15 protein-coding genes are annotated in these 16,417 nt (G+C 59.9%); 1 reads left to right on the top strand and 14 read right to left on the bottom strand.

The genetic code is table 11. The features are described from left to right. Window positions 1–74 precede the first annotated feature (74 nt). Window positions 75–1,019 (bottom strand): ABC transporter substrate-binding protein, encoded by a 945-nt coding sequence (locus ACR0A2_RS12565; protein WP_480835291.1) that lies wholly within the window; start codon window positions 1,017–1,019, stop codon window positions 75–77. Window positions 1,020–1,235: 216 nt separating this feature from the next. Here ACR0A2_RS12565 and ACR0A2_RS12560 point away from each other — a divergent pair, with 216 nt between their 5' ends. Then, the gene (locus ACR0A2_RS12560) at window positions 1,236–2,009 is read left to right on the top strand and encodes a DeoR/GlpR family DNA-binding transcription regulator (RefSeq protein WP_480835289.1); all 774 of its coding nucleotides are present in this window, start codon (window positions 1,236–1,238) and stop codon (window positions 2,007–2,009) included. Window positions 2,010–2,013: 4 nt separating this feature from the next. On the opposite strand, the gene ACR0A2_RS12555 is transcribed toward ACR0A2_RS12560, so the two are convergent. The 13 genes from ACR0A2_RS12555 to hutI all read right to left on the bottom strand — a co-directional run bounded on the left by ACR0A2_RS12555 (window position 2,014) and on the right by hutI (window position 16,348). Then, entirely contained in the window at window positions 2,014–2,769 is a 756-nt protein-coding gene (locus tag ACR0A2_RS12555; protein WP_480835287.1) for a methyltransferase, read from the bottom strand. After that, complete coding sequence (locus ACR0A2_RS12550; RefSeq protein ID WP_480835285.1) at window positions 2,766–3,386, bottom strand: pimeloyl-ACP methyl esterase BioG family protein; 621 nt, start codon at window positions 3,384–3,386, stop codon at window positions 2,766–2,768. The genes ACR0A2_RS12555 and ACR0A2_RS12550 overlap by 4 nt, the downstream gene beginning before the upstream one ends. Then, a complete protein-coding gene (bioA, locus tag ACR0A2_RS12545; protein ID WP_480835283.1) occupies window positions 3,383–4,669 on the bottom strand; it encodes an adenosylmethionine--8-amino-7-oxononanoate transaminase in 1,287 nt (428 codons plus the stop codon). The genes ACR0A2_RS12550 and bioA overlap by 4 nt, the downstream gene beginning before the upstream one ends. Further along, on the bottom strand, window positions 4,666–5,286 hold the full coding sequence (gene bioD / locus ACR0A2_RS12540) for a dethiobiotin synthase (RefSeq protein WP_171364307.1): 621 nt from the start codon (window positions 5,284–5,286) through the stop codon (window positions 4,666–4,668). Before bioD ends, bioA begins: the two co-directional genes overlap by 4 nt. Beyond that, entirely contained in the window at window positions 5,283–6,416 is a 1,134-nt protein-coding gene (locus ACR0A2_RS12535) for an 8-amino-7-oxononanoate synthase (RefSeq protein ID WP_480835281.1), read from the bottom strand. The genes bioD and ACR0A2_RS12535 overlap by 4 nt, the downstream gene beginning before the upstream one ends. Further along, window positions 6,413–7,393 carry a biotin synthase BioB gene (bioB, locus tag ACR0A2_RS12530; protein WP_171232257.1) on the bottom strand — a complete coding sequence of 327 codons (981 nt, stop codon included), beginning with the start codon at window positions 7,391–7,393 and terminating at the stop codon, window positions 6,413–6,415. Before bioB ends, ACR0A2_RS12535 begins: the two co-directional genes overlap by 4 nt. A 126-nt stretch (window positions 7,394–7,519) precedes the next feature. Further along, window positions 7,520–8,368 (bottom strand): carboxylating nicotinate-nucleotide diphosphorylase, encoded by an 849-nt coding sequence (nadC, locus tag ACR0A2_RS12525; protein ID WP_480835279.1) that lies wholly within the window; start codon window positions 8,366–8,368, stop codon window positions 7,520–7,522. After that, on the bottom strand, window positions 8,365–9,933 hold the full coding sequence (locus ACR0A2_RS12520) for an L-aspartate oxidase (RefSeq protein WP_480835277.1): 1,569 nt from the start codon (window positions 9,931–9,933) through the stop codon (window positions 8,365–8,367). Before ACR0A2_RS12520 ends, nadC begins: the two co-directional genes overlap by 4 nt. A 6-nt stretch (window positions 9,934–9,939) precedes the next feature. Next, a complete protein-coding gene (nadA, locus tag ACR0A2_RS12515) occupies window positions 9,940–10,989 on the bottom strand; it encodes a quinolinate synthase NadA (protein WP_480835275.1) in 1,050 nt (349 codons plus the stop codon). 142 nt (window positions 10,990–11,131) lie between these two features. Then, window positions 11,132–12,814 carry a urocanate hydratase gene (hutU, locus tag ACR0A2_RS12510; RefSeq protein WP_480835273.1) on the bottom strand — a complete coding sequence of 561 codons (1,683 nt, stop codon included), beginning with the start codon at window positions 12,812–12,814 and terminating at the stop codon, window positions 11,132–11,134. Then, window positions 12,811–13,605 (bottom strand): N-formylglutamate deformylase, encoded by a 795-nt coding sequence (gene hutG, locus ACR0A2_RS12505; RefSeq protein WP_480835271.1) that lies wholly within the window; start codon window positions 13,603–13,605, stop codon window positions 12,811–12,813. Before hutG ends, hutU begins: the two co-directional genes overlap by 4 nt. Continuing rightward, window positions 13,602–15,140: a histidine ammonia-lyase gene (hutH, locus tag ACR0A2_RS12500; protein WP_480835269.1), complete on the bottom strand. Its 1,539-nt coding sequence runs from the start codon at window positions 15,138–15,140 to the stop codon at window positions 13,602–13,604. Before hutH ends, hutG begins: the two co-directional genes overlap by 4 nt. Beyond that, window positions 15,137–16,348 carry an imidazolonepropionase gene (gene hutI, locus ACR0A2_RS12495; RefSeq protein ID WP_480446324.1) on the bottom strand — a complete coding sequence of 404 codons (1,212 nt, stop codon included), beginning with the start codon at window positions 16,346–16,348 and terminating at the stop codon, window positions 15,137–15,139. The genes hutH and hutI overlap by 4 nt, the downstream gene beginning before the upstream one ends. Window positions 16,349–16,417: the final 69 nt, after the last annotated feature.

Here is a 16,417-nt window from a genome sequence, read left to right as displayed (position 1 = left end):
CAGGGTGGTCCGGTTCATTCGCGAAAAAGGCCAGAGCGGTCCGAGAGAGCGACAGGCCCGCTCTGGCCAGTGGATTACTTCGAGATCCAGCCAGACCAGCGGTCTTTGTTGGTCTCCATCCACTCTGCAACAACGCTGTCGATTTCCACACCGTCCAGATCGGCCCTGCCAACCATGGCGCTCATTTCATCATTGTTGATATTGTAGGCTTCGATGATGTCATAAGCGCCCGGCCATTTTTCTTGCAGGCCAGACCAGGCTGCTTTCCAGATCGGGCCACGCGGTTTGCCGCAATCATAGGCCATGTTCGGGTTCACACCGACAGAAGGGTCGCTGTAACACTCTGGTGTAAATGGCGGGAACTCGACGAACTCGCCTTCGTATTTCGCCGGCGCCCAATGTGGGACGTAGACCCACAGAACAATTGGATCCTGCCTTTGATAAGCGGATTCCAATTCTGCAAACAGGGCCGCGTCGGTGCCCGCATGGACGACTTCGAAATCCAGTTCAAGCGCTTCGACACGCTCGTCATCGAAGCCACCCCAGGTCACCGGGCCGCCGACATAACGCCCGTTCGGAGCAGTTTCCGCCGTCGCGAATTCCTCGGCGCAGTCTTTCAGCGCCTCCCAATTCGGCAATCCCGGGCACCGTTCCTTCATGTAGCTGGGATACCACCATTCTTCGATCGCCATCAGGCCGGTTTCGCCGACATTGACGACCTTGCCGGTGCCGGTTGCCTCGTCCAGCGCTTCGCGTCCGGTGGTTTCCCAGATTTCCATTGCCAGATGCAGGTCACCCGTTTTCAGACCGGCGAACTGAGCAATGTAATCCGCCTGAACATATTCAACGTTGTACCCGGCTTCTTTCAGGATCGAACCCATGATCTTGGTATTGATCAACTGCCCCGACCAGTCGTGCAGCGTCAGTTTGATTGGGTCCGTGGACTCAACAGCCCATGCAGTTGTTGCGGCTCCGGCGGCCATGAGGGCCAGCGCGGAAATTCCCATTTTACAATTCATAACACCTTCTCCCTGTCGTGTTTTTTTCGATGAATCGGTGGTATTGAGTACAGACGACCACATCGTGGGGTTTTGTGTCAATAAAAACCACGTAAAGCCACACTTTTTCCTGATCAAGGCAAGTTTTTTAAGCCTTTCTCTCGTGCAGCGTTGCTTTATGTGGGTATTGTGGTATGGCTGAACGTCCCATATGACGATGCCATCAGAGCGCGAAACATGAACCTGCCGACCACAAACCAACGAGAAGAAGAAATCCTGCGCGCTCTTTTTCGCGCGGGCGGGTCGTGCCGGGTAAGCGTTCTTGCGAATGAACTTGGGGTCAGCCTGGAAACCATTCGGCGAAACGTCCGCAATCTGGAAGAACGCGGCATCGTGCGCAAGGTCCATGGCGGGGTTCATCTTCTCGAAGACATTCTGGAACCGTCGTTGCAAAGCCGCCTGGACAAGAAGGTTGACGCGAAAGAGAAGCTGGCGAAGGCGGTTGCCGAGGTCATCAGTGACGGCGACTCCGTTTTCCTCGATATCGGCTCTACTACCGCTTATGTGGCGCAGGCGCTTGGCAACCACAGCGATCTCTTTGTCGTGACGAACTCGGTTTTTGTGGCGCAGGCATTGGCTTCACGAAACAACAACCGGATCTTCATGGCTGGTGGCGAGCTGCGGTCGCACGATGGGGGCGCATTCGGCGTTGAAGCTCAGGACCTGATCAAACGTTTGAACGTCCGTTTCGCCATCCTTTCAGTCGGGGCGGTCAACGCGGACCCGGGCTTTATGCTGCACGACCTGCAAGAAGCAAACTTGGCCCGCGTCGCCATTCAAAACGCACAGGTCCGCATTGTCGTGGCCGATGGCGAAAAGCTGGGAAAGCGCGCGCCGGTCACATTGGAACCTGCCGACAAGATCAATCTGTTCTTTACCGATGTGAACCCGCCCGAGGACATCTGCCAGATGCTGTCGGCGAATGAAATCGACCTTGTCGTCGCCGAATAAGCGCCTAACGCTTTTCGGCAATGACCCACACCGGGTGGTAAGTCAGAGGAACCCTGCCGTCAGTTCCGAACTTCTGAACGTAGTCAGCTTCGAACCGGGCCAAGGTGGACCGGGTCCATGCACCCTGAGCCCGGCCATTTACCCCTGTACTCCGCAAATGTTTCAGCACATCTCTGGGCGTGCCAAAATAGGATGGCCGAACACTTTGGCCAACCGTCAGAATCTTGAACGGCCCATCTATGGCGGTTGCAAGGGTGTCAGGCAGGCACAGGCCCGGTGCACGGGCTGTCGATCCGATTTGCGCAAGCTCTTGATATTGCAATGGACCAAACCCGGAAATCGCCAGCCACCCTCCGGGTTCAAGCGCCTCGGCAACCTGTTGCAGCAAACCGGCGGGATCCTCCATCCATTGGATCATCGAGGCCGATGCGACCAATTCCAGCTTTGCGGGCCATTCGACCAGGCGGACGTCTCCGGCAATGAAGGCCGCTTTTTCCGCATCCGCCGTCGCCCGAGCCTGCGGCGCGATATCGTTCAAGTGAAGATCGGGTAGGTCAAAGCTCTGCCGCAGCAACCGGGTCAGATGGCCAGTGCCGCATCCCAGCTCGAACGCCACATCAAACCGGTTCGGCGCGCCAACCCGGCGCATCTCGGAAACCAGCTTGCGGGCAACCCAGGCCTGCTGGCTGGCTGTATCGTTGTAAGTCTGGAAGCTTCGGCTGAAGCTTCGCTGAACCTTGTCCGCCAATTGCGCCGTCATGACATCCACTCCGCCCAGCTTTGGCCCGGTTCAAATGGCAAGTGCGGAGCGGCAACGCCCTTGACCACATCAGGGGTTGCGGCCCAGGCCGTCCTCTGAGCATTGGTCGGAATGATCCGGTCCCGCTCTGATATCCAAACCCGATCAAAGCCGGGATCAGGCGCCGAGCCACGCTCGATGACCGCATGAAGTTCCTTTCTTGCCTGCTCGATGTCCAGTTCAGGTATGTCAGCAGACAGTCCGGCGCGTCGGCAAAATTTGACGAAACTTGCCGATGACAGCTGATCCGCCGTGGCCCGGACAATATCGGGCGCGATGCCCCGGTCTGCGCAGGCAGGATGCAACGTACCACTGACGGCAACCAGCCGGTCAGGGCGAAACCCTGTGCTGGCCAGCCAATGGGCCGCGGATGCGACACCGAAGGAAAACGCAAGCATTTCGACGCAGTCAAACCCGGCCAGATCGGGCAAGGGATCATCAAGCTGGTTATAGTCATCAACCAGCAGAACAGATCCGCCTCCGGTCAGCCCGCGGAACGGGGCAGCACCCAGCGCCCACCCCCCGAAGACCAGTGTCAGCTTGCTGTCATACGATTGCGCCAGCCACTGGTGTTTCATTGCTGCCCCCCGGCCAAAGCGACCATCGCGCTGGTGATCCGGCCGAGCTCTTCAGGAGAAACAATGTAAGGCGGCATGCAATAGATGTTGCGCGCAAAGGGGCGCAGCCACACTCCGGTTTCAGGGGCCAGCCGATGAGCAACCGAAGGATCAACCGTTTCCTTCATTTCGATAACGCCAATAGCGCCAAGAACCCTGACATCTGCAACGCCCGGCAAACTGCGCGCTGGCTCCAGCTCGGTCCGCATCTGGCCTTCGATATCAGCCACCTGGCGTTGCCAGTTCCCCTCGGCCAGCAGTCTGAGGCTGGCCGAACCAGCGGCACAGGCCAGAGGGTTGGCCATATAGGTCGGGCCGTGCATGAACACTCCGGCCTCACTGTTGCCAATGCCATACGCCACCTGCTTGCTGGTCACGGTAGCAGCAAACGAGATATGCCCCCCGGTCAATGCCTTGCCCAGACACATTATATCCGGGGTGATGCCCGCATGATCGGTGGCGAACAGCTTGCCGGTTCGGCCAAATCCGGTTGCGATCTCGTCGAAAATGATCAGCACGTCATAAGCATGGCACATGGCGCGTGCCGCGCGCAGCCATTGGGGATGATAGAAATACATGCCCCCGGCGCCTTGAACCACGGGTTCAAGGATCAGGGCCGCGAGGTGATCGCCCTTGTCGGCCAACAGTCGTTCCAGCGCCTCCAATCCGTTCAGCGCCGGGTCTTCGGGCCAGTCATCCCCCAACCGAACCTGGGGACGCGGCAGGAAGTGCTGGATCGACAAAGCCCCTCGGAACAGCCCGTGCATACCCGTCACAGGGTCACAGACGCTCATCGCTTTCCACGTGTCACCGTGATAGCCGCCCCGAATTGTGGCAAATTCGAATTTGCGGGTGCGGCCATGGGCCATTTGATACTGCACCGCCATCTTCATCGACACTTCGACCGAAACAGACCCACTGTCGCAATAGAAAATGCGATCCAGCCCCTCGGGCAACATGTCGACCATCCTGCGCCCCAGATCAATGGCCGGATGGTGTGTCAGCCCCCCGAACATCACATGAGGCATCTTTTCCAGCTGGGACTGCATGGCGGACGTAATTTCGGGATGCTTGTGGCCGTGGATGGCGCACCACCATGACGACATGGCGTCTATCATCTTTGCGCCGTCCTCCCGGTAAAGATACACGCCCTCGGCCCGGTCGATGAGATGCATCGCACCGGGATCGGCCACGTTGGTATAGGGATGCCAAAGGTGGTGGGCGTCAAACTCCAGCGGGGTCACAGAAACCTCCGTATGGTCGCCACGTCTATGGACGAGAAGGCATCTGACAAGCCCTGCTGCGTCAGGACGCCAAGATAAGGCAGACGTCCGAGGTGTCGCACCTTGCTCATTTCGACGATGGTTTGTTCCACGTCGGGCTCCGGATCTCCGACAAAGGCAACGCCGACCACCTCGGACCCAGCGCTTCGAAGCGCCATCAGGGACAACGTGGTGTGGTTGATCGTTCCCAACGCCGTGCGTGCGACCAGAACGACCGGGGCCTGCCATTGGGCAATCAGATCCAGATAGTAGGATTTGCGGTTCAGAGGCACCATCAGCCCCCCCGCCCCTTCCACAACCAGCGGCCCGTCAACTTGCGGCAGCGCGAGCCGGGACAGATCGATCTCTATGCCCATATCCTCGGCAGAAAGATGGGGTGAGGCAGGCATGTTCAGGCGATACGCCTCGGGCAACACGTCCACACCGGACAAGGTGCAGACGGTTTCCGTGTCCGTCGCATCCTCGAGCCCCGATTGAACCGGCTTCCAGTAAGTGGCGTTCAGGGCCGCTGTCAGGCCAGCCGAAAATACTGTTTTTCCGACGCCAGTGTCGGTTCCGACAATGACCAGAGCGCTCATGCGGCCTCCGACTGATGGCTGGAGATGGTTGCAAACAGGGCGGAAATATCCTCGGGACCGACATTCCCGGTGATCGAGACGCGCAGACGGGATGTGCCTTTTGGAACGGTTGGCGGGCGAATGCCGCGAATGTCGAACCCCTGATGTTGCAAAGCCTGTGCCATCGCCATCGTGCGGGCCTCGTCCCCAAGAACGACGGGAATGATCTGGCTGTTCAAGGCCGCGTCAGGCAACCCTGTTTCACGGGCCGCCTCATGTGCATGGCGCAGACGTTTGCGTGCAGCAGCGACCAAATCGTCATTCTCGGCCAGTTCACACAGGACAGCCCGTACCAGCGCAGCATTCAGAGGGGACGGCGCCGTTGCAAAGATAAAGGGCCGTGCGCGGTTGATTAGGGTATCGATCATTGCCCGCGGGCCACAGATCAGCCCGCCGGAAACTCCAAGCCCCTTGCCGCAGGTGTGCAGGGTCAGAAGGTCAGCGTTCAGATCATGCGCCAGACCTTTGCCATTTGCCCCGAAAACGCCGGTTGCGTGCGCCTCATCCACGATCAGAACTGCTTGGGCTTCACGCGCCAGACATGACAAATCTTCCAGCGGAGCCAGATCGCCCTCCATGGAATAGACGCTTTCAACAGCAACCCATACCTGACCCTGCCCACCAGCGGATCGCCATTCGGTCAAGACGTTGCGCGCATCCGCGACGTCGTTGTGACGAAAAGCGCGCAGATCCGCTCGGCTGGCGCGCATCCCCTCATGGGCGCTGGCGTGAACCAGTTCGTCATACAAAACCAGATCCCCGGCAGCCGGTAGGGTGGAAAAGATTGCCTGATTGGCCTGAAACCCTCCACCCATGAACAATGCGGCCTCGGCCCCAAAGAACGCAGCTGCTTCGTGTTCCAGCGCCTCATGCTCTGGGTGATTTCCCCGCAGCAGCCGCGAGCCGCCCGAGCCTACGGGCACGCCGCGGGCCAGCGCCGCCTGTGCGGCCTCTTGCAACAGGCTTGACCCGGCCAACCCCAAATAGTCGTTGGACGCAAAATCCAGCCCGCGCGCCGGGATCAAAACCCGGCGGCGGTGCCGGGCTTCCAGCGCACCCAGCATGGATTCCAGTCGTTCGACTGCTTTCATTCGGCGGCTTCCGTCCGCTTATGGTCTTCAGCCGTTTCGGCCTGAAGGCCAAGTTTTGCAAACAGGATCGAGTCGGTGTCTTCTTCGGGGTTTTCCGCCGTCAAAAGAGTTTCACCGACAAAGATGGAATTAGCTCCGGCGAAGAAGCACATCGCCTGCATCTCGTCGCTCATGTCGCTGCGCCCGGCGGACAACCGAACATAGGCTTTGGGCATCAGGATGCGAGCGGTTGCGATGATCCGCACAAAGTCGATTGGATCAACCGGTTCCGCATCAGCCAGCGGAGTATCCGCCTGTGGCATCAGCATGTTGATCGGCACCGAATCCGGCGGCGGGGTCATGTTTGCCAAAGTCAGCAACATATCGATACGGTCGCCAGTGTGTTCACCCATACCCAGAATACCACCCGAGCAGACCTTGATTCCGGCTTCCTGCACCCGGTTCATCGTGTCGATCCGGTCCGCGAAAGTACGGGTGGTGATCACTTCGGAATAATAGCGTTCGGACGTGTCGATATTGTGGTTGTAATAGTCCAACCCGGCATCGCGCAGTTGAACCACCTGGGTGTCATCCAGCATGCCCAGCGTCATGCAGGTTTCCATGCCCATCGCCTTGACGCCTTCCACCATGGCAACCAGGGCAGGCATATCGCGCGGCTTGGGCTCGCGCCAGGCGGCCCCCATGCAGAACCGGGTCGCGCCACCGTCGCGGGCCTTTTTGGCCTCGGCCAGTACACGCTGAACCTCGATCAGTTTCGATGCAGGCAGGGTGGATCCGTTGCGGGCCGATTGCGAGCAATAGGCGCAATCCTCGGCGCACCCGCCGGTTTTGATCGACAGCAGCTTAGAGGTCTGGATCTTGTTCGGATCAAAGTTCTCGCGGTGCACGGTCTGTGCCCGGAACAGAAGGTCCATTAACGGGAGGTCATGAACAGCTTGCGCAGACTTTCGGGTCCAGCCGGAATGAGGGATGATCATTTTATCTATAAAACTTCCTGCAGCTTGCGTTGCCGTGGATTTATTATCGATAAAATCTGAAGGCGCAACCGTGTTGGCGCAAACGATCCCAAATCAAGCGGAAATGCCGCGCTTTTCAGAAATTTTTCAGAAATCAAGACCCAGATCAACGGTTCGGGCGGAATGCGTCAGCGCCCCGGACGAGATGTAATCGACCCCGGTCGCCGCAATTGATGCAACCCGATCCAACGTCACATTACCGCTGGCTTCGGTCTTCATCCGCCCGTCCACCATGGCAACCGCTTCGCGCAGCATCTCGTCATCCATGTTGTCCAGCAAAACGACGGACGCGCCGCCAATTCTGAGGACTTCGGCCAGCTGGTCCAGTCGATCGACTTCGATCTCGACGGCCATCATGTGACTGGCTTGCGCTTTGGCGGCCTCAAGAACCTGACGCACACCCCCGGCGGCGGCAATGTGGTTGTCCTTGATCAGGATCGCGTCGGACAAAGAGTAGCGATGATTGAAACCGCCGCCATGCAGCACGGCCTGTTTTTCGACGATGCGAAGTCCGGGCGTGGTTTTGCGGGTACAGGTCATGCGGGCATTCGTGCCCTTTGTCTGCTGGACAAAGGCGGCAGTTTTTGTGGCAATACCGGTCAGACGACCGGCAAAATTCAGCGCGACCCGCTCACCCGACAAGATCGAGGCCGCGGAACCTTTGATGGTCATCAACGTGTCGCCGCGCCGACAAGGCTGGCCATCCTTGACAAGCACCTCAACCTCAAGCGTCGGGTCGACCAGCCGGAACGCAATCGTCGCCACCTGCATACCAGAAACGACGGCATCCTCACGCGCATTCAGCCGGGCCGTATAGGTCGCGTTCGGCGGGATTACGGCGCGGGTGGTCACGTCACCGTATGCTCCCAGATCCTCCATCAGCGCCGCGCGGATGACGGGTTCGAGGATCAGATCGGGCAGGGTCGCAAAACTCATAATATTTCCTTGCAGGCTTCGGCGCGAATGTGCAGCGCGTCGCTAAGATACATCCGGGATCGTTTGCCGGGGCCATCGGCAGTTTCCGGAAAGTCGGATCGCTCATGCGCGCCGCGGCTTTCTTCGCGCTGCAATGCCGCTGCGGCGATCAAGGTTGCTGTGGCACACATGTTTCTGAAGGACGGGCATGTGCCATACTGCTCTTCGAGCGTGGCAATCCTGCGCAATGCCCGGCATAACCCGGCGCGGTCCCGGACAACGCCAACATCGCGCGACATGGTCGTGCGCAACATACAGACCGCATCGGACGTATCAGGGATATCAGCTTGATCAAATCGAAGGGCCACAGGTTCCGACGCGGAAGTGTCCGGTATCGAACGCGCAATGTCCTGGGCACAGATGCGTGCAAACACCAACGCTTCGAGCAAACCGTTCGAGGCCAGTCGGTTGGCGCCGTGAAGGCCGGTCGAAGACGCCTCGCCGCACACCCACAACCGATCCAGCGTCGCACGGCCATCAGTGCCTGTGGCAATCCCGCCCATGTGGTAATGCGCTGCCGGAGCAACCGGGATCGCATCCCGGACCGGATCGATTCCGTTGCGCGCGCAATATGCGGCAACCGCCGGGAAAAGTTCATTGATTTGCGCCCCCAAAGCCTTGCGGGTGTCCAGCATCGGGCGGTTGCCGGCCTGTACCTCGGCAAAAATCGCGCGGGCCACGACATCGCGCGGGGCAAGCTCGGCATCAGGGTGAACGGCCTGCATGAAGCGCTCGCCGTGCTTGTTTATCAGTATTGCCCCTTCTCCGCGCAGGGCCTCGGTCGCCAGCGGGGCCGGGTCTTCACCCACGTCCATGGCCGTGGGGTGGAACTGCACGAATTCGGCATCGGCGATCAGCGCCCCCGCCCGTGCGGCCATTCCGATGACCTGCCCCCGGATGCGGGCCGGATTGGTCGTCAGGGCATAAAGCCCGCCAGAACCGCCACCCGCCAACAATACGGCGGGCGCACGAAGCGTCACAGGCGCAGATCCGCTTTCCGAGGCATCCTGCAAAACCACGCCCACCACGCGCCCATCCGTCACTTCCAGCGCAACGGCAAGGACCCCTTCCAACACCTGCACCGACGGAGTTTCGCGCACTCGTTCGATCAGGGCGGCCATGATTTCACTGCCGGCCTGATCGCCCTTTACCCGCACGACGCGGGCAAAACTGTGCGCGGCTTCTCGGGACAGGACATACCCGCCACCCTCGGTGCGATCAAATGATGTGCCCAAAGCGGTCAGGTCCAGAATATAATCCCGCGCCTCTCGCGTCACCAAATCCGCAACATCAGGCTCGACGGTGCCTGCCCCGGCATTGACGGTGTCAACGGCGTGGCTTTCCGGGCTGTCAGCCAGGTCCATCGCCGCCGCCACGCCACCCTGCGCCCATGCCGAACTTGCACCTTCGCCCAAAGGATCAGGCGAGATGATCACCACAGGGCGCGGCGCCAGTTTCAGCGCAGCATAAAGCGCGCCAATCCCGGCCCCGATAATAACGACGCGATCCGTGGTGATGTCGGTCATTGCCGATCAGATGCCGAGCTTGCGGGACAGATCAATCATCGCCTGAACAGATTTGCGGGCCTTCTCTGCCACGTCTTCGGCGACCTCGACCTGGCCGTCCATCGTGTGCAGCGCATAGAGGATCTTTTCCAGCGTGATCTTTTTCATGTACGGGCACATATTGCACGGCCCTACGAAATCGACCTCGGGCAGTTCATCCGCGATGTTCGACGCCATCGAACATTCGGTGATCAGCATCGCCTTTTCAGGTTTCTCATCATGCACATATTTGATGATCCCGCTGGTCGAACCGGAATAATCCGCCTCGGCCACCACATCCGGCGGGCATTCCGGGTGCGCAATCAGGCGCGTTCCGGGGTTCCATTCGCGGAAGTCGCGCAGGTCCTGTGCGGTGTATTGTTCATGCACGATGCAGGAACCGGGCCAGTACACCACGTTCTTGTGGCTTTCATTGGCCACGTTTTGAGCCAGATATTGATCCGGCGTCATGATGACCGTGTCGCTCTCTATGGCATTCACGATCTGCAAGGCGTTCGACGAGGTGCAACAGATATCCGAGGCCGCTTTGACCTCGGCAGTGGTGTTCACGTACGACACAACCGGCGCACCGGGGTATTTGGCCCGCATTTCGTCGATTCCTTCGGCAGTAATCGATTCTGCCAAAGAACAGCCCGCATCCATGTCGGGCATCAGAACAGTTTTCCCGGGGCTCAGAATTTTCGATGTCTCGGCCATGAAATGAACCCCGGCCTGAACAATCACATCCTCTTCCACCTCGCTGGCCTTAATCGCCAGTTGCAGGCTGTCACCCACGAAATCGGACACACCATGATAGATTTCCGGTGTCATGTAATTGTGCCCAAGGATCACGGCGTTACGCTCTTTCTTGAGCGCGTTGATCGCCCGCACATAGGGCGCATAGATCGCCCAATCCGGCGGGCTGATCACACGATCCATACGGGCAAACGTGTCTTTCATCTCATTGGCCAACGTGGCCGATGGGGCGAGGTCATAGACGTCCGAAAGAACAGTGCGGACTTGTGCAATATCGAGCAACGGGCGAGCCACCTTTGTCAGTTGTCGTTAGCCTAGCGGGCTGCTTAACGGCTTAGCCCTAGCGGAAACATCCCCGGTTCGAAACCGGAAAATGAGACGTTAGCGCTAAGCCATGCGGACAAATTCAAAGATGAATGGCAAATCAGCCCAGAATCCCCGGCAGACGCAGCCCGTGTTCACGTGCGCAGGCCTGGGCATCCTCATACCCCGCATCTGCGTGACGCCAGACGCCAGAAGCCGGATCGTTCCACAGAACCCGTTCGAGACGTCTGGCCGCTGCATCGGTTCCGTCGGCACAAATCACGACACCCGCATGTTGACTGAAACCCATGCCAACGCCGCCTCCGTGGTGCAGCGAGACCCATGTCGCGCCCGAGGCGGTATTGACCAGCGCGTTCAGCAGCGGCCAGTCCGACACCGCGTCCGAGCCGTCCTTCATCGCCTCGGTTTCGCGGTTAGGCGACGCGACCGAGCCGCTGTCGAGGTGGTCACGACCGATGACGACCGGCGCCTTCAGTTCTCCGGTTTTGACCATCTCGTTGAATGCCAGCCCAGCCTTGTGGCGGTCGCCCAGTCCGATCCAGCAGATGCGCGCGGGAAGGCCCTGAAAGGCGATGCGCTCCTGCGCCATGTCGAGCCAGTTGTGCAGATGGGTGTTTTCGGGGAACAGTTCCTTCATCTTTGCGTCGGTTTTGTAGATATCCTCGGGATCACCCGACAGCGCGCACCAGCGGAACGGGCCGATGCCGCGGCAGAACAACGGGCGGATATAGGCGGGCACGAAACCCGGGAAAGCAAAGGCGTTTTCCAAGCCTTCGTCCTGCGCCACCTGCCGGATGTTGTTGCCATAATCCAGGGTTGGCACGCCCGCGTTCCAGAAATCGACCATGGCGGCCACGTGCTGCTTCATCGACGCGCGCGCTGCCTTTTCCACGGCCTTGGGGTCGCTTTCCCTCTTGTCTTTCCACTGCGCCATGCTCCAGCCCAATGGTAGATAACCGTTGACCGGATCATGGGCGCTGGTCTGGTCGGTCACGATGTCAGGGCGCATCCCGCCCGCCTGCATCCGCCGGTAGATCTCGGGGAAAATCTCGGCCGCATTGCCCAGCAAACCGACCGATTTCGCCTCGCCCGCCCTGGTCCAGCGGTCGATCATTTCCAGCGCTTCGTCCAGCGTCTCGGCCTTTTCGTCGAGATACTTGGTGCGCAGGCGGAAATCGATGCTGTCTGGATTGCACTCGACGGCCAGGCAACACGCCCCCGCAAAGACAGCCGCCAGAGGTTGCGCGCCACCCATGCCGCCCAGACCGCCAGTCAGAATCCACTTGCCGGTCAGGTCCCCGTCATAGTGTTGGCGTCCCGCCTCGGCGAAGGTTTCGTAGGTGCCCTGAACGATGCCTTGCGTCCCGATATAGATCCACGAACCGGCCGTCATCTGGCCGTACATCATCAGGCCCTTCTTATCGAGCTCGTTGAAGTGGTCCCAGTTGGCCCAATGCGGTACGAGGTTCGAGTTCGCGATCAGCACCCGAGGTGCATCGGCATGCGTCCGAACGATGGCGACCGGCTTGCCGGATTGCACCACCAGCGTTTCATCTTCTTCCAGATCCTTGAGGCTGGCAACGATGGTATCAAAATCTTTCCATGTCCGCGCGGCACGGCCGATGCCGCCATAGACAACCAGCTCATGCGGGTTCTCGGCCACATCCGGGTGCAGATTGTTCATCAGCATCCGCATCGGGGCTTCGGTCATCCAGCTTTTGGCGTTCAGTTCGGGCCCTGTCGGGGGATAGATGTCACGGGTATTTTTGCGGGGATCGGTCATCGGGCAAGCTCCAATGCAGTGTCGTGGATAGCGTCAAGAATGTCTTTGAGCCACCGGCGCAGGCGGTTGGCTTTGTGGGTGTCAAAAGCCCAGGGCGGCGCTTCAGTATTCAGGTAGGTCGACTGAGCCAGCTCCATCTGGATCGCGTGAACCCCTTCCGAGGGGCGCCCATAATGGCGCGTTGTCCATCCGCCCTTGAACCGCCCATTCAGAACAGCCGTATGGGGCGAGGACGCCGCGAATTCATGCGTTATGGCTTCGATTTCCGGCGCGCAGGTCGCCCCATTGTTCGTGCCGATGCTCATATCGGGCAGAGTACCTTCGAACAGAAAAGGAATATGGCTGCGGATCGAGTGGCAATCATACAGCACCGCAACCCCATGGGCGGCCTTCACGCGCTCCAGCTCGGCCTTCAGGGCGGCATGGTACGGTGCATGAAAAGCTTCCCGTCGTTCGAGGATATCCTTTTCCGAAGGCGGGATGTCCCAGATGCCCTGGCCGTCAAAATCCGTCAGCGGCACAAGAGAGGTCGTGTTCTGGCCGGGATAAAGCGATACGCCCGTCGGGTCCCGGTTGGCGTCGATCACATATCGGTGGAAGGTCGCCCGAACCGTGGTCGCACCGGGCAGAAGCCCTTCATACAAGGTGTGAACATGCCAATCCGTATCCGCCAGAGCCTTGCCCCGCGCATTCAACTTGGCCTCGATCGTGGCCGGAACATGGGTGCCGGTATGCGGCAGACCCAGCACGATCGGACCGTCACCGCGCGAAACCTCGACCGGGCCGCTCATGCGCCAAGTTCCGGCATGGCGATGCCCGTGCCACGGGCAATCTCACCACTGGCAATCAGGGCCGAGGCTGCTTCGATCTCGGGTGCCATATAGCGATCGTCACCCAAGGCCGGCACCACGGCGCGCAGCCGTGCCATCACGGCCTGCAACGTTTCGCTCGTAGGCAGCGGCGCGCGGACCTCGACCCCTTGTGAGGCACACAGCAGTTCGACACCCAGAATGCGTTCCAGATTGGCAACCATCTGCCCCAATCGCCGCGCGCCATGGGCCGCCATCGAAACGTGATCTTCCTGATTGGCCGATGTGGGCGTCGAGTCCGTCACGCATGGATTGGCCAGATGCTTGTTTTCGCTCATCAGTGCGGCGGTCGTCACCTCAGCGATCATATAGCCCGAATTCAGACCCGGATTGGGCGTCAGAAAAGGCGGCAGATCAAAGCTGAGCGCCGGATCGACGATCAACGCAATGCGGCGTTGCGCAATTGCCCCGATCTCGGCCACGGCAAGGGCGATCATGTCTGCGGCAAACCCAACGGGTTCGGCGTGAAAATTCCCGCCCGAAACGATCAAGCCGGTTTCCGAAAGAACCAGAGGATTGTCCGTCGCCGCGTTGGCCTCGATTTCCAGCGTTGTTGCAGCCTGCCTCAGCACATCCATCGCGGCGCCAACCACCTGAGGCTGGCAGCGGATACAATACGGGTCCTGAACCCGGGTATCGCCATCCCGATGGCTTTCACGAATGACAGACCCGGCCAGCAGCGCCCGCATGGTCACGCCGGCCTCGATCTGCCCGCGATGCCCGCGCAACGTGTGGATTTCCGGTTGCAACGGGGCGGTCGAACCCATGATCGCATCCGTCGTCAGCGCCGAGGTAACCAGCGCGCTTTGCGCCGCCTGCCACGCGCCAAACAGGCCGGACAGCGCAAAGGCCGTCGAAAACTGGGTGCCATTGATCAGCGCCAGCCCTTCTTTGGGGCCCAGTTCGATCGGGTGCAGACCCGCTTTGGACAGCGCAGCGTCACCGGGCATCACATCGCCGCCAAACTCGGCCTCACCAGCGCCCATCATGACGGCAGCCATGTGGGACAAGGGCGCAAGATCACCCGAAGCCCCGACCGAACCCTGCGCCGGGATCACCGGGGTCACACCTTGTGACAACATCCCTTCCAGCAGGATGATCACTTCTGGCCGAACCCCCGAGGCCCCGCGCCCCAGGCTCAGCAATTTCAGAACCATCATCAATCTGGCAAGGGCGCGCGGGATCGCAGGGCCCACACCACAGCAATGGCTGAGGATCAGGTTGCGCTGCAAGGTCGCTGTGTCCTCGGCCGCGATTTTGACGCTTGCCAGTTTCCCGAACCCTGTGTTCACGCCATATACGGCGGCCTCTCCCGCCGCCGCATCGGCGATGCGCTTGTGCGCTTCTTCGACGGCCGGGCGGCAGGCGGGGTCCAACCGAACTGCGCACTCTTCGCGAAAGACCTGTTCCAATTGCGACAGGGTAACGGTGCCCGGGGTAAGGGTGAGGGTCGTCAAAATATACCTCCGAATATGCGGGTATGAAGAGGGTTGAAGCCGATGCGATAGGCCAATTCCGCAGGGTGTTCGACATTCCAAACCGCCAGATCAGCGCGCCGCCCGACTGAGATCTGACCGCAGTCAGCCAACCCGAGAGCACGGGCCGCGTGAACCGTCACGCCTTGCAGGGCCTCTTCTGGCGTCAGGCGAAACAGGGTGCACCCCATGTTCATCGCCAGCAACAGCGAGGTCATCGGCGCCGAACCGGGGTTGCAATCCGTGGCAAGCGCCATGGGCACAGCATGCCGGCGCAACAGGTCAATCGGTGGCGCCTGTGTTTCGCGCAAGGTGTAGAACGCCCCCGGCAGAATAACGCCGACGGTACCGGCCTGCGCCATGCCCAAAACACCTGCTTCATCAAGATATTCTATATGATCTGCCGAAAGCGCGCCGTATCCGGCAGCCAGTTTTGCGCCACCCAAATTCGACAATTGTTCGGCGTGGATCTTGATCGGCAAGCCAAGATCTGTCGCGACATCAAAAAGCGGGATCAACTCTTCCGGTTGAAAGGCGATGCCTTCGCAGAAGGCATCAACCGCATCGACCAATCCCTCGGCATGTGCGGCGCGAAGCGTGGGAATGCAGACCTGATGAATGTAGTCCGACGCCCTGCCCTCATAGTCCCGAGGCACCGCATGAGCCCCCAAAAAGCTGGTCAGAACGCGGACGGGACGATGATCCGGCACCGCCCGAGCCGCGCGCAACATGTTCAATTCGGTATCGTCATCCAATCCGTAACCGGACTTCACTTCGATGACCGACACCCCTTCGGCCAGCATCGCATCAACTCGCGGCAATGCCTGTGCGACCAACTCCTCCACTCCGGCTGCACGCGTGGCCTTTACCGTCGAGATGATCCCACCCCCGGCGCGGGCGACCTCTTCATAGCTCGCGCCGTTCAGGCGCATTTCGAACTCTGCGGCGCGATGGCCACCGTGAACCACATGAGTGTGGCAATCGATCAACGCAGGCGTAACCAGGCGTCCACCGAGTCGAGTCCGCGGCTGGTCGGCGAATCTTGAAGGAAGGTCAGCGACAGCTCCGATCCATGCGATTTGTCCGTCCTGCAACGCGATCGCGGCATCCGGGACCAAACCGTATGGCGCGCCGCCTTCGGTCATCGTTGCGGCATCAAGATCCGTCAAAACCTGCGTTTGCGTCTGCATGTGACTCGCACCCTCCATGCATTTCCTGCTTTTCTAGTACATTTCTATCATTTATATGTCTATGCATAA

This window comes from Ruegeria sp. H8 (genome assembly GCF_056532905.1).
Note: the sequence above shows the minus strand (reverse complement) of the source record. Positions and strands in the feature narration are given on the sequence as shown.